General features: G+C 63.0%; 19 protein-coding genes. 5 read left to right on the top strand and 14 right to left on the bottom strand.

Translation table 11 applies throughout. From position 1 onward, the window contains the following. The first annotated feature begins 36 nt into the window (after positions 1-36). Complete coding sequence (apaG, locus tag PCJ21_RS09145) at positions 37-429, top strand: Co2+/Mg2+ efflux protein ApaG (RefSeq protein WP_269931075.1); 393 nt, start codon at positions 37-39, stop codon at positions 427-429. Positions 430-435: 6 nt separating this feature from the next. Here apaG and PCJ21_RS09140 read toward each other — a convergent pair whose 3' ends face one another. The 3 genes from PCJ21_RS09140 to PCJ21_RS09130 all read right to left on the bottom strand — a co-directional run bounded on the left by PCJ21_RS09140 (position 436) and on the right by PCJ21_RS09130 (position 3676). Continuing rightward, positions 436-1428 carry an Hsp33 family molecular chaperone gene (locus PCJ21_RS09140; protein ID WP_269931074.1) on the bottom strand — a complete coding sequence of 331 codons (993 nt, stop codon included), beginning with the start codon at positions 1426-1428 and terminating at the stop codon, positions 436-438. Between the two features lie 121 nt (positions 1429-1549). Then, positions 1550-2467 carry an ornithine carbamoyltransferase gene (argF, locus tag PCJ21_RS09135; protein WP_269931073.1) on the bottom strand — a complete coding sequence of 306 codons (918 nt, stop codon included), beginning with the start codon at positions 2465-2467 and terminating at the stop codon, positions 1550-1552. A gap of 15 nt (positions 2468-2482) precedes the next feature. After that, complete coding sequence (locus PCJ21_RS09130; RefSeq protein ID WP_269931072.1) at positions 2483-3676, bottom strand: aspartate aminotransferase family protein; 1194 nt, start codon at positions 3674-3676, stop codon at positions 2483-2485. Positions 3677-4119: 443 nt separating this feature from the next. On the opposite strand from PCJ21_RS09130, the gene PCJ21_RS09125 reads away from it, so the two are divergent. Beyond that, positions 4120-4638, top strand: coding sequence for a GcrA family cell cycle regulator (locus PCJ21_RS09125; RefSeq protein WP_269931071.1), 519 nt, complete (start codon positions 4120-4122; stop codon positions 4636-4638). 94 nt (positions 4639-4732) lie between these two features. Here the strand turns inward: PCJ21_RS09125 and PCJ21_RS09120 are convergent, their stop codons facing one another. From PCJ21_RS09120 to PCJ21_RS09110, 3 genes are all read right to left on the bottom strand, one after another. Continuing rightward, entirely contained in the window at positions 4733-5746 is a 1014-nt protein-coding gene (locus PCJ21_RS09120) for a magnesium and cobalt transport protein CorA (protein WP_269931070.1), read from the bottom strand. A 93-nt stretch (positions 5747-5839) separates the two neighbouring features. Further along, a complete protein-coding gene (phoU, locus tag PCJ21_RS09115) occupies positions 5840-6556 on the bottom strand; it encodes a phosphate signaling complex protein PhoU (protein WP_269931069.1) in 717 nt (238 codons plus the stop codon). Between the two features lie 114 nt (positions 6557-6670). Next, entirely contained in the window at positions 6671-7948 is a 1278-nt protein-coding gene (locus PCJ21_RS09110) for an ATP-binding protein (protein WP_269931068.1), read from the bottom strand. A 105-nt stretch (positions 7949-8053) separates the two neighbouring features. Between PCJ21_RS09110 and ppk2 the strand changes: the two genes are divergently transcribed. After that, positions 8054-8989, top strand: a complete 936-nt coding sequence (ppk2, locus tag PCJ21_RS09105) for a polyphosphate kinase 2 (protein ID WP_269931067.1) — start codon at positions 8054-8056, stop codon at positions 8987-8989. Here ppk2 and PCJ21_RS09100 read toward each other — a convergent pair. Next, entirely contained in the window at positions 8986-10920 is a 1935-nt protein-coding gene (locus PCJ21_RS09100; RefSeq protein ID WP_269931066.1) for a glycosyltransferase family 2 protein, read from the bottom strand. The genes ppk2 and PCJ21_RS09100 overlap by 4 nt on opposite strands. 453 nt (positions 10921-11373) lie before the next feature. Between PCJ21_RS09100 and PCJ21_RS09095 the strand changes: the two genes are divergently transcribed. After that, a complete protein-coding gene (locus PCJ21_RS09095) occupies positions 11374-12216 on the top strand; it encodes a transporter substrate-binding domain-containing protein (protein WP_269931065.1) in 843 nt (280 codons plus the stop codon). A gap of 8 nt (positions 12217-12224) precedes the next feature. Here PCJ21_RS09095 and PCJ21_RS09090 read toward each other — a convergent pair whose 3' ends face one another. Beyond that, complete coding sequence (locus PCJ21_RS09090; RefSeq protein ID WP_269931064.1) at positions 12225-12638, bottom strand: tellurite resistance TerB family protein; 414 nt, start codon at positions 12636-12638, stop codon at positions 12225-12227. Between the two features lie 155 nt (positions 12639-12793). On the opposite strand from PCJ21_RS09090, the gene PCJ21_RS09085 reads away from it, so the two are divergent. Further along, the gene (locus tag PCJ21_RS09085; protein WP_269931063.1) at positions 12794-14443 is read left to right on the top strand and encodes a lysine--tRNA ligase; all 1650 of its coding nucleotides are present in this window, start codon (positions 12794-12796) and stop codon (positions 14441-14443) included. A gap of 37 nt (positions 14444-14480) precedes the next feature. Here PCJ21_RS09085 and PCJ21_RS09080 read toward each other — a convergent pair whose 3' ends face one another. The 6 genes from PCJ21_RS09080 to PCJ21_RS09055 all read right to left on the bottom strand — a co-directional run bounded on the left by PCJ21_RS09080 (position 14481) and on the right by PCJ21_RS09055 (position 21430). Further along, entirely contained in the window at positions 14481-15314 is an 834-nt protein-coding gene (locus PCJ21_RS09080) for a thermonuclease family protein (RefSeq protein ID WP_269931062.1), read from the bottom strand. A 6-nt stretch (positions 15315-15320) separates the two neighbouring features. Further along, the gene (locus PCJ21_RS09075; protein ID WP_269931061.1) at positions 15321-15971 is read right to left on the bottom strand and encodes a S24 family peptidase; all 651 of its coding nucleotides are present in this window, start codon (positions 15969-15971) and stop codon (positions 15321-15323) included. 81 nt (positions 15972-16052) lie between these two features. Continuing rightward, complete coding sequence (locus PCJ21_RS09070) at positions 16053-16598, bottom strand: thioesterase family protein (protein ID WP_269931060.1); 546 nt, start codon at positions 16596-16598, stop codon at positions 16053-16055. A 6-nt stretch (positions 16599-16604) separates the two neighbouring features. Beyond that, the gene (locus tag PCJ21_RS09065) at positions 16605-18824 is read right to left on the bottom strand and encodes a 3-hydroxyacyl-CoA dehydrogenase NAD-binding domain-containing protein (protein ID WP_269931059.1); all 2220 of its coding nucleotides are present in this window, start codon (positions 18822-18824) and stop codon (positions 16605-16607) included. A gap of 195 nt (positions 18825-19019) precedes the next feature. Then, positions 19020-20228 (bottom strand): acetyl-CoA C-acetyltransferase, encoded by a 1209-nt coding sequence (locus tag PCJ21_RS09060; RefSeq protein ID WP_269931058.1) that lies wholly within the window; start codon positions 20226-20228, stop codon positions 19020-19022. Positions 20229-20257: 29 nt separating this feature from the next. Beyond that, positions 20258-21430 carry an acyl-CoA dehydrogenase family protein gene (locus PCJ21_RS09055; RefSeq protein WP_269931057.1) on the bottom strand — a complete coding sequence of 391 codons (1173 nt, stop codon included), beginning with the start codon at positions 21428-21430 and terminating at the stop codon, positions 20258-20260. Positions 21431-21461: the final 31 nt, after the last annotated feature.

The raw sequence follows: 21461 nt of genomic DNA, 5'->3' as shown, positions 1-21461 counted from the left end.
CAGCGGGATCGGCATGACAGCATGGGAACGCAGCACATGTATCGTGCGATCACCCGGGACATCGCAGTCGAAGTCGAACCGTTCTATCTCGAGGAACGATCCGATCCCGCCGAAAACCACTATGTCTGGGGCTATCGCGTGACGATCGAGAACAACTCGGAAGAGTTCGTGCAGCTCTTGTCGCGATACTGGAACATCACGGACGGCACCGGCCGCGTCGAGGAGGTCAGGGGTCCGGGCGTGGTTGGCGACCAGCCCGAACTCAATCCCGGCGACAGCTATCAGTACACATCCGGCTGCCCGCTCTCGACGCCGTCGGGCATCATGTACGGGCGCTACACCATGCGCAACGAGGCAGGCGAGATGTTCGACGTCGACATTCCCGCCTTTTCGCTCGACCTGCCCAACGTCAGGCGCAGGCTGAACTGAAAGAGCTTACTGAACCGCCTCGAATTCGGCCGGATCGAACTCATAGGCCTTCGAGCAGAACTCGCAGTTGACGCGAATGCGGCCGTCCTCGACGCTTTCCTTGATCTCTTCCGCCGAGAACCCCTGCAGAATGCCCCTGATCTTGTGATCGGAGCACGAGCATTCGTCGGCAACGCGCACGCCTTCGTAGACACGCACGCCATGCTCGTGGAACAGCCGGTACAGCAGCCTTTCCGCACCGACGGTCGGGTCGATCAACTCGGTCGGCTCGATGGTCGCGACCAGCGCCAGCAGTTCCTGCCAGGCGTTGTCCTCAGGCTGGATGGCGACATCGCGCTCGTCGCCGTCGCCGCCGTGGAGGTCCTGGATGCGCCGGCGCTCGGGCGAATCCGGCAGGAACTGGGCGAGAAGGCCGCCGGCGCGCCAATGCTCACGCGGGCCGCCCTCGGCGGGCAGCACGAGCTTCGCGACAGAAAGCCTGACATCAGTCGGGATCTGTTCCGACTGGCGGAAATAGGTGCGGGCAGCTTCCTCGAGCGTAATGCCGTTGAGTTCGACAATGCCCTGGTAGCGCTGTGTGTGCGCACCCTGGTCGATGGTCAGCGCCAGGACGCCCGTGCCAAGCAGATCCTCCGGCGCGGTCATGCCGGCCTCAATGGCAGCCTCGACACGGTCGGCGTCAAAGCGCGCATAGGCACGCAACGAATGCGGCGTGGTGAAATCGGCGACAAGCATGTCGACAGGCCCGTCGGTACGGGTCTGCAGGATGAACTTGCCTTCGAACTTCAAGGACGTGCCGAGCAGCACGGTGACGACGCAGGCCTCGGCCAGCAGTCGCGCCACGGGCTCGGGGTAGTCGTGCCGCCCAAGGACCTGGTCGAGCAGCGGCCCGAGCTGCACGGTGCGGCCGCGCACGTCGAGCGGCTCGACCGCAAATGGAACAACATGGTCGTCGCCGGCGAATCCGAATTCGCCGAGCTTGCGTTCAGTCTCAGCCACTGGAACTTATCCCGTATGATTATTTCCGCGACCTTTCGGCATGCCGATGGTCGCAGAACAAGGCGTTAACGCCAATAGGTTGTCTTGATCCCGCCGCAGATAGGAGCGGGCGGGCGCGCATTCAAGCGCCAAGGCACCAGGCAAGAACCGCCTTCTGGGCGTGGAGACGGTTTTCCGCCTCGTCGAAGACCACCGAATTCGGTCCGTCGATCACCTCGTCGGTGACCTCCTCGCCGCGATGCGCAGGCAGGCAGTGCATGAACACGGCGTCGGGCTTGGCGTGCTTCATCAGCTCGGCGTTGACCTGGTAGGGCAGGAAGACGTTGTGGCCCCGCGCGCGATGCTCCTGGCCCATCGAGACCCAGCAATCGGTGACAACAGCGTCGACGTCGCGCACCGCGTCTTCGGCGTTGCGCGTGATCATGACCTTGCCGCCATTGGCCCGCGCCCAGTCGATGTATTTCTGCTCCGGCTCGCTACCTTGCGGCACCGCGATGTTGACGTTGAAGCTGAAGCGGGCCGAAGCCTCGAGCAGCGAATGCAGCACGTTGTTGCCGTCACCGGTCCAGGCAAAGGTCTTGCCGCGCACCGGGCCACGATGCTCCTCGTAGGTGAGTATGTCGGCCATGAGCTGGCACGGATGGGTGTCGTCGGTCAGGCCGTTGATGACCGGAATGGTCGCATTCTCGGTCAGTTCCAACAGCCTGTCGTGCGCCGTCGTGCGGATCATGATCGCGTCGACATAGCGCGACAGTACCTTGGCGGTGTCGGCAATCGACTCCGAGCGGCCGAGCTGCATTTCGGTGCCGGTCAGCATGATCGTCTCGCCGCCGAGCTGGCGCATGCCGACATCGAACGAGATGCGCGTGCGCGTCGACGGCTTGTCGAAGATCATCGCCAGCACCTTGCCTTCGAGGGGCTTGGATCGTTCGCCAGCCTTGAGGCGTGCCTTTCGCGCAGCCGCATCGTCCAGAATCCCGCGAAGCTCGCTCCCGGAGAGGGCCGAGAGGTCGGTGAAATGGCGAATCCCGCTGGTCATGTAACTTCCTTGGGTTCAGCCGCCGTTGGCGGCGGCCTTGGAGAGGCTGGCAGCTCCGGCGCGAATGCGCTCAAGGGCCTCTTGGATATCCGCGTCGCTCGTCGTCAGCGGCGGCAGCAGGCGGATCACGTTTTCACCCGCCGGCACGGCAAGCAGCTTCTGATCGCGCAGCGCCATGTTAACCTTGGTGTTGGGCATGGTGCATTTGAGACCGAGCATCAGGCCGGTGCCGCGGATCTCGGCAATGACGTCGGGATATTCGTCGACGATGGCTGCCAGGCCCTGCTTCATCAGCAGCGCCTTGCGGCTCACCTCTTCGAGGAAGCCGTCTTCCAGCACCACGTCCAGCACTGCGTTGCCAACAGCCATGGCCAGCGGATTGCCGCCGAAGGTCGTGCCATGCACGCCTGCCGTCATTGCGCTCGCCACCTCGTCAGTGGCAAGACATGCTCCCATCGGGAAGCCGCCACCGATGCCCTTGGCGATAGCCATCAGGTCCGGCGAAACGCCCGACCACTCATAGGCAAACAGCTTGCCGGTGCGGCCGACGCCACACTGGACCTCGTCGAAGATCAAGAGCAGGCCGTGCTTGTCGCACAGTTCGCGCAGGCGCTTCAGCGAGGCGGTCGGGAACGGGCGGATACCGCCCTCGCCCTGTACCGGCTCGAGCAGGATCGCCGCCGTCTCCGGTCCGATCAGCTTCTCGGCTGCATCGATGTCGTCGAAGGCGATCTGGTCGAAGCCTTCGACCTTGGGGCCGAAGCCTTCGAGGTACTTGGCCTGGCCACCGGCGGCAATCGTCGCCAGGGTGCGGCCATGGAAGGCGCCCTCGAAGGTGATGATGCGATAGCGCTCGGGATGGCCGTTCTTGTACTGGTACCGACGCGCCGTCTTGATCGCGCATTCCAGCGCCTCGGCGCCCGAATTGGTGAAGAACGCGCGGTCGGCGAACGAGTTCGCGGCAAGGCGCTCGCCCAGCCGGCTCTGGCCGGGAATCTCGTAGAGGTTCGAGACATGCCACAGCTTGCCGGCCTGTTCGGTCAGCGCCTGAACAAGGTGCGGATGGCCGTGGCCGAGCGAATTGACGGCGATGCCGCCGGCGAAGTCGAGATATCGCTCGCCGTTCTCGGCGATCAGCCAGGAACCCTCACCTCGCTCGAAAGCCAGGGGTGCACGAGCAAACGTCTCGAAAAGCGCCGATCCGCTCATTATATGTCTCTCCGGAACCGGAAAATCAAAAAGCCGCCTCAAGGGGGCGGCGCTGGGCGTATATCAGGTTTTTCGGAGATGAAGTCAACGAAAACGTCGCTTGCAGCGCCGCGTCTTCGCTATGCCACGGAAAGAACACGGCTGCCTTATCGACGCTTTGCACAGCCTTGCCGAAATTCGGACTCGATTTTGAGGCTGATGCCCGAAATGCGCCGTGGCCACCTTGCGGGGTCAGCCACAGGCAAGTTGGGGAAAACCGAAAAAACAGAATCACTGTTGCCTGCCTGAGGCTTGTCACCGAGTCAGCGCATCGGTAATTGTAATTGAGAAATAACTAGATTTCGTGCGGCGGACATAATCACCGAATAGATGTGGTGCCCACCCGGCTCCCCGGGGTGGCGAAGGATTCCGAATTCTGCGCGTTAAATCAGGAGCACGGTCTCATGAATTGGACTGACGAGCGGGTCGAACTTCTCAGGAAATTGTGGTCGGAGGGTCTGAGCGCCAGCCAGATCGCTGCGCAGCTTGGCGGCGTCAGCCGCAACGCGGTGATCGGCAAGGTGCACCGTCTGAAGCTTTCGAGCCGTGGCCGCGCCACGGCCGCGCCGGCGCGCCAGAAGAAGACGACCCAGGCAACAACCGCAACCAAGACTGTATCGCGTACTGTGACAAGCACTCGTCCCGTGACCACCAGCATCGGCGCGACCGCGCTGCAGGCACAATTCGATGTCGAGCCGGTGGCCCGCCAGTACCTCCGCCCGGTCGAAAACGTGGTGGTGCCGATTTCGCGCCGCCTGCAGTTGGTCCAGCTCAACGAGCGCACCTGCAAGTGGCCGAACGGCGATCCGCTGAGCGAAGACTTCAACTTCTGCGGCAACGAATCCGGCGAGAGCGGCCCGTACTGCGGTTACCACTCGAAGATCGCCTTCCAGCCGGCCTCGGAGCGCCGTCGTTCGCGCTGAGCGAATAGCGAATAGCGAATAGCCATTTGGAAAGGCCCCGGAACGTCAAGCGCTCCGGGGCCTTTCTCTGTTCGCTACTCACTATTCGTCGTCCTCACAGCCATCCGTTCTTCCTGAAGCGCCAGTAGAGCACCGAGCAGATCGTCACGATGGTGATCAGCACAGTGGGATAGCCGTATTGGAGCTGCAGCTCAGGCATGTCCGAGAAGTTCATGCCGTAGATGCCGGCGAGCGCTGTGGGTACCGCAAGAATTGCAGCCCAGGAGGCAAGCTTCTTGGCAATCGCCGTTTCCTGGCTCTGGCCGACGAGCACGCTGGCCTCGAAGGCAAAGGCGAGAACCTCTCGCAGCGTGTCGACCTTCTCCAGCACAGTGCGGATATGATCGCTGACATCGCGAAACAGCGGATGCATCGCCGGACGCAACTGCGGCAGATCGGCGCTGGTCAACCTGCGGCAGACCTCCACCAAGGGACCCGCGGCGTTGCGCAGCCGCAGCAGGTCGCGGCGCAGCATGTAGAGCCGCTCGATGTCCTTTGAGCTCATCGGGCCGGCGAGAACGCCGTCCTCGATGGCGTCGACCTCTTCCTCGATCTGCTCGAGAACCGGCATGTAGTTGTCAACGATGAAGTCGAGAATGGCATAGAGGATGAAATCCTCGCCCTTGGCGAGCGCGGTCGGGCAGGACTCCCAATGCTGGCGCACCGCGGCATAGGACGTCGACACACCATGCCTGACGCTGACGATGTAGCCCTTGCCGCAGAAGATATGCGTCTCACCGAAATCGACCCGGCGCTGGACCAGTTGCGCCGTGCGGGCGACGATGAACAGGGCGTCGCCATATTGTTCGATCTTGGGCCGCTGGTGCGGGTGCTCGGCGTCCTCGATGGCGAGGTCGTGCAGGCGGAACTGCTGCTGGACGCGCAGGAGAAGTTCACGACTGGGCTCAAGCAGCCCGATCCAGACGACATGGCCGTCCCTTGCCGCCCACTCGCCGGCATCCTCGATGGCGATGTCGGCGATGCGGCGACCGCCGAAATAGACGCTGGAGGCGACAACGCCGCTTTCCAGTTCGGGACTTTTGTCGAACGTCCTGGCAAGCTCGGTCATGCTGCACCCGGAGAACGATTGGCCTGCTAGTGAACAAGTCTAGTCTTTAGCGAACGAGCAAAAAAGCCCCCTGGCTTGGCAAGGCCCCGTCGATCACGCATCGCCCGTCAGGGTCACGCGATGGCTCTTGTCTTCCTTCGGCCGCTCCGGCGGCATCTGCTCGCCAGTGACGATGTAATAGATGGTCTCGGCGATATTGGTGGCGTGATCGCCGATGCGTTCGATGTTCTTGGCGACGAACAGCAGATGCGTGCAGGGCGTGATGTTGCGAGGATCTTCCATCATGTAGGTCAACAGCTCGCGGAACAGCGAGGTGTACATGGCGTCGATCTGCTCATCGCGGTCGCGCACAAAGCCGATCCGGTCTACCGAACGGGAGGCGTAAACGTCGAGCACCTCCTTGAGTTGGGTGAGCGCGAGTTCGGCCAACGCCTCCAGCCCGCGGAACAGGCTGCTGGGCTGGCGCCCCTCGGCCACCACAGACACGCGCTTGGCGATGTTCTTGCCGAGATCGCCGACACGTTCGAGATCGGCCGAAATGCGAATGGCGCCAATGATCTCGCGCAGGTCGGTGGCCATCGGCTGGCGGCGCGCGATGATGAGAATGGCCTTGTCGTCGATTTCGCGCTCGGCCTCGTCGAGCAGCGCGTCGTCCTGGATGACACGCTGCCCAAGTGCTGGATCGGCGTTGACCAGCGCGGCGATCGCCTGATCAACCATGCGTTCGGCCTGACCACCCATGGCCGCGATCTTGCGCGACAGGAACTTCAGTTCCTCGTCATAGGCGCTGACAATGTGAACGGATTGCATTTCTGCTTCGGCCTTCCTGCAAGACGCGGATGAATCATACCTCTGAATCCGCAACCCTAAGCTAGCCTGATGACAGAAAAAAGAAATGCTTGGCAGCCGCGGCCTTTTGCCGGCTCAGCGTGCCGGAAGGTGCACGGTGAAGGCCGAACCCTTGCCGATTTCCGACTTGATCGACAGCCGGCCGTTGTGCCTGCTCAGGATGTGCTTGACGATCGAGAGGCCAAGACCGGTGCCCTTTTGCGCACGACTGGTCTCGACATCGACGCGATAGAAGCGCTCGGTCACGCGCGGAATGTGCTCGGCCGGAATGCCCGGCCCGAAATCGCGGACGGTGACCTCGATTTCCGGCTCTCCCGCTTCGGTGGAGCGGTGCATCGAAACGATCACGCGGCCACCCGACTGCCCGTATTTGCAGCCGTTCTCGAGCAGGTTCTGGAACACCTGGAACAACTCGTCGCGGTCGCCATGCACCTCGAACTCGCCCTCCTCGAACTCCCGCTCGATGGTGACCCCGGTTTCGGTCGCGAGCGGAGACAAGGAGGCAATGACGGCTTCGATCGTCTGGCGCAGGTCGACCTTCACGCCCGGCTTGACATAAGCCTTCATCTCCAGCCGCGACAGCGACAGGAGATCGTCGATCAGGCGGGCCATGCGTCCAGTCTGGTTCTGCATGATCTGCAGGAATTGCTCGCGCGCGTTCGGATCGTTGCGGGCGGGACCACGCAGTGTCTCGACGAAGCCGGCAATGGAGGCCAGCGGCGTGCGCAGTTCGTGGCTGGCATTGGCGATGAAGTCCGCACGCATGCGATCGATGCGGCGCGCCTCGCTCTGGTCCTTGAAGGCGAGAACGTAGAGGCCGGTGCCGCGTCCGACGGCCGAGGCGGCGACCCGGTAGACGCGCTCGAATGGCACCCGCTCGACATATTCGACGCTGAGCGATCCGCTTTGCCCGCCGAGCACGCCCTCGATCAGCGCCTGCATCTCCGGAGCGCGAAACTTGAGCAGCAGCGGCAAATCCGGACGAACGACGCCGAAAGCCGCGACAGCCGCCTCGTTGGCATGCACCACGGCGCCGTCGCGGTCGAAGATGATCAAGGGGTCGGCAACCGCTGCCGCCAGCTTTTCGCCCGAGAGCCGGTCGAGCGGCGAACGCTCTGTCCTGGCTGCAACCTCGGCCAGGCGTCGCGACGCCTGCGTGCGCGGCGCAACAAGGGCAAACAGGACCAGCAGGAGAATGATGGCGGCAGTGAACCGCCCGGATGTCACGCCGAAGAAATGCACGGCCAGAACGGCGACGATCGCAGCCATCAGCATCCATCGGTTCTGATGGAGCCGGCCGGCCGTCAGGCGCACGGTGCGCCTTGCCCTGGTCTGGGTGCTGGTCTCTGCCATCCTGCCATCCGCCTGCCAGCAATGGTCCAAGCCGACATCAAGGCTCTGGACCGCCTTCAAGCCACCCAATAGCATGGTTCGCCAAGCTGGAAAGGTGCCGCCGCCATGAAAAAAGACAAGGAAAGCAAGAAGGACAATGCGCCCGCTGCAGCGGCCACGACGGAAGCCGCCGCCGCAGGCCCCGTCAGGATCCGCGTCGGCAAGGAGGAGCGCACCTTCGACATCAACGATCCCAAGCTTCCCGACTGGATCGACAAGAAGGCGCTGAAATCGGGTAAATATCCCTACGACGACAAGCTGCCTCAGAAAGAGTACGACCAGACGCTGGAGCAGTTGCAGATCGAGCTGGTGAAATGCCAGGCATGGCTGCAAGGGGCTGGCAAGCGCGTGCTGGCGGTGTTCGAGGGACGCGATGCGGCCGGCAAGGGCGGCACCATCTTTGCGCTGCGCCAGTACATGAACCCGCGCACGGCGCGCAACGTCGCGCTGACCAAGCCGACCGAGACCGAACGCGGACAGTGGTATTTCCAGCGCTACGTCGCGCAATTCCCGACCTCCGGCGAGTTCGTGACCTTCGACCGCTCCTGGTACAATCGCGCCGGCGTCGAGCCGGTCATGGGCTTCTGCACGCCGGAACAGCACAAGCAATTTCTCGACGAGACGCCGCAGTTCGAGAAAATGATCGTCAACGAGGGCATCCATTTCTTCAAGTTCTGGCTCGACATCAGCCAGGAGATGCAGCTCAAGCGGTTCCACGACCGGCGCCACAGCCCGCTCACGAACTGGAAATTCTCGCCAATGGATATTGCCGGCATCAGCAAGTGGGACGACTACACAAGGGCGATCGAGTTGATGGTCGAAAAGACCCACACCAGCTTTGCGCCGTGGATCGTCATCCAGGCCAACGACAAGCGCCGCGGCCGCATTGCCGCCATCAGGCACATCCTGCGGGCCCTTCCCTATGATGGCCGCGACCTCGACCAGGTCGGCAGGCCAGACGGCAAGATCATTGGCGAAGGCATGAAATTCCTGAAGGACTAGAAGCTCCGCGCCTTGCGATGCGGCGTCTTTGCCCAGTGGTGCGGACGCCGCCAGAGCTCGAAGACGGCGGACCAGGCAGCCAATGACAGCATGGTCCAATAGACCGGCGTGAACAGGCACAGCTTCCAGAAGCCGCGACGTTCCTTGCGCCCCAGCACCAGCCAGCCGAGGAAAAGGAAGCAGAAGTAGCCAAGTATCACGCTTATTACGTCAAGGGCGACAAGCCGGGTTTGCCACAGGCCCCATGGCTGGTCGAACACTATCTGCACGACCAAGGCTGCCAGGGTCAGCAGCAGAGCAAGATGCATCAGCGACGACAGCACCATTCCCGCAAACAGTAGCTGCGCGACGACAAACGAAACAGGGTGCAACTGGCGCGCGAGCTCCCGTGGATTGCGCATGTGAACCAGCCAGGTCGCGATCCAGCCCTTGAACCAGCGAACGCGCTGGTTGTGCCATGCCCGCAATTCCTCAGGCGCGTCCTCGCGCGTGGGCCGGGTCAGCGTCTCGCAGCGATAGCCATTGCGCGCCAGCCGTAGTCCGAGATCGGCGTCTTCGGTGACATTGAACGGGTCCCATCCCCCGACCTCTTCAAGCACCTCGCGCCGGAAATGATTGGATGTGCCGCCCAGTGGCAGCAATAGTCGATTGCTGGCGAGCCACGGCAGCAACCCCCGGAAAAGTGCCGCATATTCAAAACCGAACATGTTGGCGATCATCCCTGAGCCACGATTGGCAATCTCCAGCGGGGCTTGCAGGCAGGCAAGGTCCTTTCCGGAAGCGCGGAAGCGCTGCCATGCTTCCGCCAGTTGCGTCGGATCGGGCCGATCCTCGGCGTCGTAGAGCACGACCAGGTCGCCGCGCGTCAGCGGCAATGCGTATGCCAGAGCCTTGGGCTTCGTCCTCGGCAATGATGGCGGTACCAACACCAGCTCGACATTGGCGCGCAACTGGAGAGCCGTGATCGCAGCGATCGTGCTCGTATCGTCCTGTTCGCAGACAAGCTTGATTTCGAGCTTGCTGTGCGGCCATTGCAGCCTGCCAAGCGCTACCAGCAACTGCGGCACCACGTCGGCCTCATTGTAAAGCGCAACGAGCACCGAGTAGACCGGCAGCTCAGGAGACAGCACCAGCGAAATTTCCGGCTGGCGGGGCTCACGCCACCCTGCAGCAGCGATGGCGCGCAGTATCGCGCATCCAATGAAGCAGCTCACGACAAACAGATGCGCGGCAAAGAGCACCAGCATCGGCACTGTGGCCAGGGCGACCGACAGGAAACCGCCGAGCACGCCCAGCGAAAACGCCTGCCAGGGCCAGATGATGTCGCTGGCCGAGCAATCGGACCTGGCGTCGCGGAGATGATCGACCGCTCGACGCGTCAGTATCTGGCGCGACCGCGCCACAAGCGCCGAGCGCAGCACCGATGGCGCGGCAACCTTGATGCCTTCCCGCAAGCCAGGACGATCGTGCAAGGCGCGCGCCAGCACAGCCCAGCCGCCGGCGTCGGGCGAGACAACCTTGGCGAGACGGCACCAACCGTCCCTGACTTCGGCGAACATGACGCGATGCCTGTGGCCGAGTTGCTCGAGGCAGGCGTCGTCGCCGATAAGCAAATGCGCCGGATCGATCGCGGCAAGGTAGTCGACGCCGATCTCGCGCGCCATCGCGGCAAAGTATGCGGCTTCCGAGACCTTGCCTGTCGCCAGCAGTTCCGTTTGGATGCTGGTGCCTTGAAACATGGCCTGAGCGACCAGCACGTCGCGCTCGGAATGCGTTATGCCGAGTTCGTCGAGCACCCGATGCAGCGGCTGATAGCCTGCAGCGTCCAGCTCTCCGGAGGGAGATCCGTTGTCGTTTGCTTCGTTGAAATCGGAGGGCTCCGGAAAAAAAGCGGGGCGGATGGCTGCGTGACTGGAGTCGAGCACAGCCATCACGCACCCACGGCCTGCGAGCCGTCAATTTGGATACTTAGGCAGTAATTGAACCAACCCGTACCGGCCGCATCAGGCAGCCTGTACGTTCGCGCGCATCCTCCCCGCAGCGACTGGCTCAGCGTCATTGCAACATCCCCCAATGCTGCAAGTCCATGCCGACCATAATGCACGCGCATCGGCGCTATGCCATGCTCCAAACGGGTGAGAAACAGACCCGATAGGTATATCTCGATATATGGAATCAGCACCTGGGGCGACGCCCGGCACAAAGCTTCACATTGGCTTTGCCTCTTGACGAAGGGAGCGCTAAAGCTCTGGGCGAACAGTCGGGGTAAATGCAACCACAGAGGTGCAAACACATACCCCGCAACCATCATGCGGGCATTGCGCCGTCCGACCAACGCTTCGGATTTCGCGACGATGCCTCAGTCGAGGGGCCGAAGCGCAGCCATGAAACCCGCACCGCTGATGCTGGCGTTGGCGATCTTGATCGCAGCCTTGCCCGGCCCGGCAAGAACGGCTGAGCCTCAGGTGCCTATCCTGTGGGACAGCAAGGAGAGACTGCAGAAGCCCGACCTGTCGGCCCTGCCGAGGCTGCGCTTCCTGACCACGACGGACTTTCCGCCCTTCAACTTCATAGATAAGAACGGCCGGCTCTCGGGTTTCCATGTCGATCTGGCGCGCGCCATCTGCGCTGAACTCGGCATATCGGAGAAATGCCAGATTCAGGCGCTGCCCTGGCCGGAGCTCGACGCGGCGTTGGCCAAGGGCGACGGCGAAGCGCTGATCGCCGGTGTGCCGGCGACGTCGGCCAGCCGCGAAAACTACGCCTTCTCGCGTCCCTATCTGCAGTTCCCGGCGCGTTTCGTGATGCGCAAGGCTCAGGCCGTCACCGAACCGATCGCCGAGAAGCTGAAGGACAAGCGTGTCGGCGTGCTTGCCGGCTCGGCGCATGAGCGGGTGCTGCGCGACTATTTCGCAGGCATCAAGGCCGTTACCTACGCCAAGCCGGAATGGCTTTTCGCCGATCTGAAGGATGGCAAGGTCGACGCCGCGTTCGGCGATGGCATGCGGCTGTCGTTCTGGCTCGCAGGGACCGACGCCGCCGAGTGCTGCCGGTTTGCCGGCGGCCCCTATCTGGCGCCCGAGTATCTTGGCATCGGGCTTGCAATCGCCACCAAGCCCGACCAGGCGGCACTGGCAAGCGCCTTCGACTATGCGCTGCATGAAATCTCGGCGAAGGGCACCTTCGCCGAGCTGTATCTCAGGTATTTTCCAGTCAGCTTCTTCTGACGGCCGGCTTACGTCAGCGTGCGGTGCCTCGCCTTGGTGGCGCGCTCGATCGCCGCAACTGTCAGGGCATCGACGCTCAGATGCTTGCGCAGGAGTTGCAGCACGCGAAGCTCCTCCATCCGCATCTCGAGATCGACCGAGGCAACCTCGAACGCAGCGGCATAGGCCGTCTCGTGCAGACGCTCGGGGATCACCCGGCGCGCCGTATCGAGGATTTCGTCGAGACCGTTGTCGGAATGCAGCGTCTCCTGGCAATCCTGCGCCACCGCGATCAGCCGCTTTTCGTCAAAGTCCATGAACACCGGCCAGGACCTGACGACTTCGCCGATCCGCGCCAGCTCGACATTGGTCATGTCACGGTCGGCGGCGGACGTTACGACCATCAGGTAGATCAGCGCCTCGTGGGCGTTCGGCAGTGCCATGGAGTTCTCCGGAAGGGTTCAAATGTTTCCGAAACTTAGGAAGGCAATGCCCCGGCTGCAATGAAAAATGGCCGGAATCGTTGACGCCCGGGGCATGCACGCATAGAGCATGCCGTCTTCGGCGGAATTTCCGCCCAACTAAAAGGGCTCTCGACATGACGAGATCAAACATCATCGATCTCAACCCCGAACTTCTCGCGGCCGCGGCTGAAAGCAAAGCCTGGCCGTTTGAGGAAGCGAAGAAAATCGTCGAGCGCTACAAAGGCAAGGAATTCCCCGAGACCGTCCTGTTCGAGACCGGCTACGGTCCGTCGGGCCTGCCGCATATCGGCACCTTTGGTGAAGTGGCGCGCACCACCATGGTGCGCCACGCGTTCCACGTGCTGACCGAAGACAAGGTCAAGACGAAGCTACTGTGCTTCTCCGACGACATGGACGGGATGCGCAAGATCCCCGACAACGTGCCGGACCGTGCAGCCCTTGAACCGTATCTGCACATGCCGCTGACGGCGGTGCCGAATCCGTTCGGCGGCGACTATGCCAGCTTCGGCGATCACAACAACGCGATGCTCTGCCGCTTCCTCGATACTTTCGGTTTCGAATACGAGTTCGCCAGCGCGACCGAATATTACAAGTCGGGCAAGTTCGACGCGATGCTGATGCGCACGGCAGAGCGCTACGACCAGATCATGGCCGTGATGCTGCCGACGCTTGGCGAGGAACGCCAGGCGACCTACAGCCCGTTCCTGCCAATCTCGCCAAAGAGCGGCCGCGTGCTGTACGTGCCGATGAAGCATGTCGACGCCGAGGCCGGCACCATCACCTTCGACGATGAAGGCACGGAAACCACGCTGTCGGTTACGGGCGGCAGGGTCAAGCTGCAGTGGAAGCCCGACTTTGGCATGCGCTGGGCGGCGATGGGCGTCGATTTCGAGATGTTCGGCAAGGATCACCAGACCAACGCCGTCATCTACGACCGCATCTGCAACATCCTGGGCGGCCGCGCCCCGGAACATTTCGTCTACGAGCTGTTCCTCGACGAGAACGGCCAGAAGATCTCCAAGTCGAAGGGCAACGGCCTGACCATCGACGAATGGCTGACCTACGCGCCGACCGAAAGCCTCGGCCTCTACATGTACCAGAGGCCGCGCCAGGCAAAGAAGCTCTACTTCGACGTCATCCCGCGCGCGGTGGACGAATACTACACTTTCCTCTCCGCTTACCCGCGCCAGGAATGGAAGGAGCGGCTGGGCAATCCGGTCTGGCACATGCATGACGGCAACCCGCCTGTCGTCGACATGCCTGTTCCGTTCTCGATGCTGCTCAACCTGGTCAGCGCCTCGAACGCGCAGAACAAGGACGTGCTGTGGGGCTTCATCTCGCGCCATGCACCGGGCGTGACGCCAGCGACGCATCCCGAGCTCGACAAGCTGACGGGCTATGCGATCCGCTACTTCGACGATTTCGTGAAGCCGACGAAAACCTTCCGGGCGGCCGACGACGCCGAACGCGCGGCGCTCGAAGAGTTGGAGAAGGCGCTTGCCGCCCTGCCGGCCGGCGCCGACGGCGAAGCGATCCAGAACGCCTCGCTCAATGTCGCGCGCCAGATCGAGCGCTACCAGGACCACACCAAGAAGAGCCCGGAAGGCGGCCCCGGCGTGTCCGGCGCCTTTTTCCAGATGATCTACCAGGTGCTGATCGGCCAGGAACGCGGCCCGCGCTTCGGTTCGTTCGCGGCCCTCTACGGCATTGCGGAGACGCGTGCGCTGATCCGCAGCGCCCTCGACGGCACGCTGGCGGCGTGACTTCGACGTTGACCGGCCCACTATGCGGGCCGGTCACCTATTGGACCAGTTCGCCCTCAGGCAACCCCAACGGCGGAGCCTCGATATCCGGCAGGTTCGTGGCGTTGGGCGTCAGCGTCATCTCGACGCGCTCGGGCGCCGAGCCGAAAATGCCCTTCTTGCCTTGCTCCGCCTTCTTGCCGGCTTCCGCATAGGGACCGTCGGCCAAGGGTTTTGCCCAACCGTTGGCGACCAGCCATTCCCCGACATCGAGCTTGCCGATCCGACATCTGGCGACCACCTCGCCCTGGTCCTTGTCCGCGGGGATATCACAGACCACGGCGCGGCCGCGCAGCAGACCGCGCAGCGCGGTGCGCGCCCGCACGCCGCAGTTCCACTGCTTGCCATCGACAGAACAGGTTTCGGCGAGATCGAGAGGCGTCAGCCCGGCGATCGAAACCTGAAGTCCCTTTGCGTCGATGACGCCGGCAGCCGAGGCTACGGGCCGGAACAGCGTCGCGCCGTCCCACTCGGCGGTCACCTTCGGCTTGGGCGGCAAGGCGAGGCTCAGTTCGCTCAGTGGTGCGCGTGGCGGCTCGCGAACCAGGCCGCCCTCGACGCTTGCCGGCGGGGCGATTTCTCCCCCCGCCACGGAGCGCGCCGGCGCGGACTGGGTCGATACAGGCTCAGGCCCGGATTCCACTTCAGGTTCAGGCTCGACGGCGGCGGTGTCTTCTTCTCCGGTCAAGTCGAAATCGTCGGGCAGGTCACTTTCGTCGATGGCATCGATTAGCGGCGCTTCGAACGCCGACAGCCGGTGGCCGCCGGCGTTGACGATCAGGACCGCAAGGCCGAAGCCGGCGAGGGCCATTGCGAGTGCGGAAGCTTTCATGCCGGTCTACTGGCTCGCCCAGACGATGCGCGCCATCCATTCGACCTCGCCTGTCTGGAAGCGGCGGTTCGGATGCTCGGGATTGAGCGACATCAGTTCGATTGCGCCCTGCGTCTGCCGCTCGAGCACCTTGGCCATCACCTCGCCCGAGATTGTCTTGACCACCACGCGGTCGCCCTTGCGCACCACTGCCCCCGGCTCGACGATGAGCACGTCGCCGTTGCGATATAGCGGCAGCATGGAGTCTCCCTGCACCTCAAGCGCATAGGAACTGTCGGTGGCGCGCGCCGGCAGCTCAACCAGGTCCCAGCCTTGCCCGGCCGGAAAACCGGCATCGTCGAAGAAGCCGCCGGCGCCTGCCTGGGCAAAGCCTAGCAGCGGCACTCCGGTCGGCTTTTCGCGCGGCCTTGTCCTGACCGCCGCCCTGGCCGGTTCGACAAAAGCCAGGAACTCCTCGAGCGAGGAATTGGTCGCCTCGATGACCTTGGCGAGCGATTCCGTCGAGGGCCAGCGTGGCCTGCCGTCAGCGGACTGGCGTTTGGACTTGTTGAAGGCGGTGGAGTCGAGCCCTGCCCTCTTGGCGAGGCCTGACGCCGACAGCGAATAGCGCTCGGCCAGTGCATCGATGGCGGCCCAGACACGGTCATGCGAGAGCATGGCGCTCCCCTTCGGACAGGAAAAAATACCTTTCCGCAATCTTTAGACACGCCGCCGCCGCTTGTCTACAGCGGTCTTGCGTCAGCCCTTGTTCTTGGCCAGCGAACGCATGCCCTTGTGCGAGGCGATGAAGATTTTCTCCTCTTCGCTGACATCGCGCGGCGTGATTTCGGCACCGAGCAGCCTCACCAGGTCGTCGATCTGAACAAAGCGCCGGTTCTCGCGGTCGTAGACCCCGGCACTGGTCATGATCAGCGCAGCCGTCTCGCCATTGTCGAGGACGAAGCGATGCTTGCCAATGACCTCGGTGCCGCTCCAGGTCTCGATCGAGGACACCACCTCGAAGCGCTTCCACAGCCTGATCTCGCGCACGAACACCGTCTGCAACCCACCCAGCATCGGCGCCCAGCCACGCTTGCGGGCAAGCTCGATCAGGCCCGAGCGCATGAAGATGTCGATGCGGCCGACATCGGCGAGCATCATGTAGCGCGCATTGTTGAGGTGCATGTTGAAGTCGATGTCGGTCGGCAGGCAGCGGAACGACAGCCGGCCCTCATCGCCAAAACGGTAAGGGCCGCGACGAGATTTCGTCGCGGCCACCCGAGCAAGCCTTGCCCAAACGTACATATCGCGTCAGGCCGCCTTCTTTTCCTCTGATTTCGCGTAGGGATCGAAGCGCTGGTAGAAGGTCTCGCCCTTGTCGGCCATGTCGATGAGTAGTTTCGGCGCCTTGAACTCGGCGCCGTACTTCTTCTGCAGATCCTTGGCGATCTTGACGAACTTCTTGGCGCCGATGCCGTCGATGTAAGACAGCGCACCGCCAGTATAAGGCGCGAAGCCGAAAGCGAGGATCGAGCCGACATCCGCCTCGCGCGGGTCGGTGACGATGCCCTCTTCCATCACACGCACCGCTTCCAGTGCGATGACCGCCAGCAGGCGCTGCTTGATCTCCTCGACGTCGACCTTTTCCGGAGCGAGTTGCGGATAGAGGTCCTTGAGGCCGGGCCACAGCTTCTTCTTGGCCGGCTTCGCCGGGTAATCGTAGAAGCCCTTGGTGTTCTTGCGGCCGAGGCGGCCATGGCTGTCGACGAGTGTGTTGATCAGCGCCATCTGGCGCGGATCGACAGCCTTTTCGCCGAGATCCCGGATGGTCTGCTTCATGATCTTCTGGGCGAGATCGACCGCCGTTTCGTCGGTCAGCGCCAGCGGGCCGACCGGCATGCCGGCAGCCTTGGCGGCATTCTCGATCATCGCCGCGGGCACGCCTTCGATCAGCATCTTGAAGGCTTCCGACATGTAGCGCAGCACGCAGCGGTTGACGTAGAAGCCGCGCGTGTCGTTGACGACAATCGGCGTCTTCTTGATGGCGCGCACGAAGTCCATCGCAACGGCCAGCGCCTTGTCGCCGGTCTTCTTGCCCATGATGATCTCGACCAGCATCATCTTGTCGACCGGCGAGAAGAAATGGATGCCGATGAAGTTCTTCGGCCGCACCGAGTTCTTGCCGAGCGAGGTGATCGGGATTGTCGAGGTGTTGGAGGCAAACACAGCCGACGACTTGAGCACGGCTTCCGCCTTCTCGGTCGTGGCCTTCTTGACTTCCGAATCCTCGAACACGGCCTCGACGACGAGGTCGCAGCCGGCGAGATCGGCGTAGTCGGCGCTCGGCGTGATCAGCGAGAGCAGCTTTTCGCGCTCCTCGGCCTTGGCGCGACCCTTCTTGACCTGATCGGAGATCAGGTTGTCGGAATGCGCCTTGCCCTTGTCGGCCGCTTCCTGGTCGCGGTCGACCAGCACCACCGGGATGCCGGCCTTGGCCGTGACATAGGCAATGCCCGCCCCCATGAAACCGGCGCCGATGATGCCGATCTTCTTGAACTTGGTATCAGTGATGCCTTCGGGGCGGCGCGCGCCCTTGTTCAGTTCCTGCAGCGAGACGAACAGCGAACGGATCATCGCCGCCGCTTCCTTGGTCTGCATGATCTCGGCGAAGTAGCGCTGCTCGATGCGCAGGCCAGTGTCGAACGGAACCAGCAGCCCCTCATAGACCGACTTCAGGATCGCGGTCGCAGCCGGATAGTTGCCGTAGGTCTCGCGGCGCAGGATGGCGATTGCCGGGGGCCAAAGGTTGGCGCCCGCGGCCGAATAGACCGGGCCGCCGGGCAGCTTGAAGCCCTTTTCGTCCCAGGGCTGGACCGGCTTGAGGCCGGCAGCGATCATCGCCTTGGCGGTTTCGATCAGCTTCTTGGGCTCGGCGATCTCGTGGATCAGGCCCATGCCCTTGGCCTTCTGCGGCGTCAGCGTCTGGCCGGAGGTCAGCATCTGCAACGCCAACTGCGGATCGGTCAGCCTGGGCACGCGCTGCGTGCCGCCGGCGCCCGGGAAGATGCCGACCTTGACTTCCGGCAGGGCCATCTTGACCTTGTCGCTATCCGCTGCGACGCGGCCATGGCAGGCGAGCGACAGCTCGAAGGCGCCGCCCATGCAGGTGCCGTTGATCGCCGAGACCCACGGCTTGCCCGAGGTTTCGAGCTTGCGCCACAGGCCGCCCATGCGGCCGGCATTGTCGAACAAAAGCTTGGCTGCCTTCTCGGGGTCCTTGGCCTTTTCCTTGGCGAAGAGCTTCAGCATCTTCTGCAGCATGGTCAGGTCCGCGCCACCGGAGAAGGTCTCCTTGCCCGAGGTGATGACGGCGCCCTTGATGCCGGCATCGGCGACAACCTGGTCAATGATCTTGTCGAGCTCGTTCATCACCTCCTCGGTGAAGACGTTCATCGAGCGGTCGGGCATGTTCCAGGTGACGAGCGCGATGCCTTCGGCATCGGTTTCGACCGTGAAGTTGGTATAGGTCATGGAGAATTTCCTCCTTGAAAATCTGTTGCGTCAGCGGGAAAGCGCGACGGTGAAACTGCGGGCCTCTCCCCGTTTGCGGGGAGAGGATGCCGGCAGGCAGGTGAGGGGCAAATCTGGTCTTGCCGATCTTGGCGCTGCCCCTCATCCGGCCCTTCGGGCCACCTTCTCCCCGTAAACGGGGAGAAGGAAAAGTCGCTACACCCTCTCGATGATCGTTGCGGTGCCCATGCCGGCGCCGATGCACAGCGTGACAAGTGCCGTGTTGAGGTCGCGGCGCTCGAGTTCGTCGAGCACGGTGCCGAGGATCATCGCGCCGGTGGCACCCAGCGGATGGCCCATGGCGATGGCGCCGCCGTTGACGTTGATCTTGTCGTGCGGGATCTCGAATGCCTGCATGTAGCGCAGAACCACCGAGGCAAAGGCTTCGTTGAGTTCGAACAGGTCGATGTCCGAAATCTTCATCTTGGCCCGCTTGAGCAGCTTCTCGGTGACATCGACCGGGCCGGTCAGCATGATCGCCGGTTCGGAGCCGATGTTGGAGAAGGCGCGGATGCGGGCGCGCGGCTTGAGACCCATCGTCTTGCCGGCCTTCTTGGAACCGAGCAGGACCGCCGCCGCACCGTCGACGATGCCGGACGAATTGCCGGCGTGGTGGACGTGGTTGATCTCTTCGAGCTCGGGATAGCGCTGCACCGCGACCGCATCGAAGCCACCCATCTCGCCGGGGATGACGAAGGACGGGTTGAGCTGGCCGAGCGACTGCATGTCGGTGGTCGGGCGCATGTGTTCGTCATGGTCGAGAATGGTCAGGCCGTTCTGGTCCCTGACCGGCACGACCGACTTCTTGAAGTAGCCTTTCTCCCACGCCTTGGCGGCGCGCTTCTGGCTCTCGACCGCATAGCCGTCGACGTCGTCACGCGAGAAGCCGTACTTGGTGGCGATCAGGTCGGCGGAAACGCCCTGCGGCATGAACCAGGCCGGCATGCCGACGGAAGGGTCCATGAACCAGGCCCCACCCGACATGCCCATGCCGACGCGCGACATCGACTCGACACCGCCGGCAATGACAATTTCGTCGGCCCCTTGCGCGATCTTGGCCGCGCCGAGATTGATGGCGTCGAGGCCGGACGCGCAGAAGCGCGAGATCTGCATACCCGGCGCCTTGTTGTCATAACCGGCCTCGAAGGCGGCCGAGCGCGGGATCACCGAACCGGCCTCGCCGACCGGATCGACGCAGCCGAAGATGATGTCGTCGACCTGGGCAGTGTCGAGCCCGTTGCGGTCGCGCAGCGCTTCCAGCACCTTGGCGCCAAGGCGCACCGCCGGCACTTCGTGCAGCGATCCGTCCTTCTTGCCCTTGCCGCGCGGCGTGCGCACGGCGTCATAGACAAAAGCGTCAGCCATTTTCTTGCTCCTCGTTTTCGGATCGCGGCTCAGAGCGAGCGGGCGATCAGCAACTTCATGATCTCGTTGGTGCCGCCATAGATGCGCTGCACGCGGGCGTCGCGATACATGCGGGCGATGGGGTATTCATTCATGTAGCCATAGCCGCCGAACAGCTGCAGGCACTCATCGACGATCTTGCACTGCAGGTCCGACAGCCAATACTTGGCCATCGACGCAGTTACCGGATCGAGCCCGCCGGAAATGTGACGCGTGACGCAGTCGTTGTAGAAGACGCGCCCGATGGTCGCCTCGGTCTTGAGTTCGGCGAGCTTGAACTGGGTGTTCTGGAAATCGAGGATCGCCTTGCCGAAGGCCTTGCGCTCCTTGACGTATTCAATGGTCTCGGCAAGCGCGCGCTCGATCATGGCAATCGCGCCGGTGCCGATCTGCAGGCGCTCCTGCGGCAGTTGCTGCATCAGCTGGACGAAGCCCTGCCCCTCCTCCTGCCCGAGCAAGTTGGAGGTCGGCACGCGCACGTCGTTGAAGAACAGCTCGGAGGTGTCGTTGGCCTTCAGCCCGATCTTGTCGAGGTTGCGGCCGCGCTCGAAACCTTCGACCTCATCGGTCTCGACAACGATCAGCGATGTGCCCTTGGCGCCCTTGGCCGGGTCTGTCTTGGTCACCAGAATAATCAGGTTGGCATGCTGGCCGTTGGTGATGAAGGTCTTGGAGCCGTTGATGCGGTAGTGGTTGCCATCCTTTTCGGCGCGGGTCTTGACGCCCTGCAGGTCGGAGCCGGCACCCGGCTCGGTCATGGCGATGGCGCCGATCAGCTCGCCGGTCGCCATCCTGGGCAGCCACTTCTTCTTCTGCTCTTCCGATCCGTAATGCAGGATGTAAGGTGCCACGATCGAATTGTGCAGGGCGATGCCGAAGCCGTCGACGCCGACATGGCCGATCGCCTCGATGATCGCGCTCTCATGGGCGAAGGTGCCGCCCGAACCGCCATATTCCTCCGGCATCGAAGCACAGAGCAGGCCGGCGGCGCCAGCCTTCTCCCAGCTGGCGCGGTCGACCATCTCGTTCTTTTCGAACTCGTCGTAGCTCGGCAGTATCTCTTCCGACATGAAGCGGTGCGCCATGTCGTAGAGCATCGCCACGTCGTCCGCCGCCCAGGCGGGTTTGGGCAGGCCAAGAATATCAGCTGGATTGGTCGTCACGTGCTCCTCCGCGTTTCGACGCCGCAGTTGC

Source organism: Aminobacter sp. HY435 (assembly GCF_027568395.1).
In the GTDB taxonomy this organism is placed as follows: domain Bacteria; phylum Pseudomonadota; class Alphaproteobacteria; order Rhizobiales; family Rhizobiaceae; genus Aminobacter.
The sequence above is the reverse complement of the archived record's forward strand: the minus strand, read 5'-3'. Positions and strand labels throughout refer to the sequence as shown.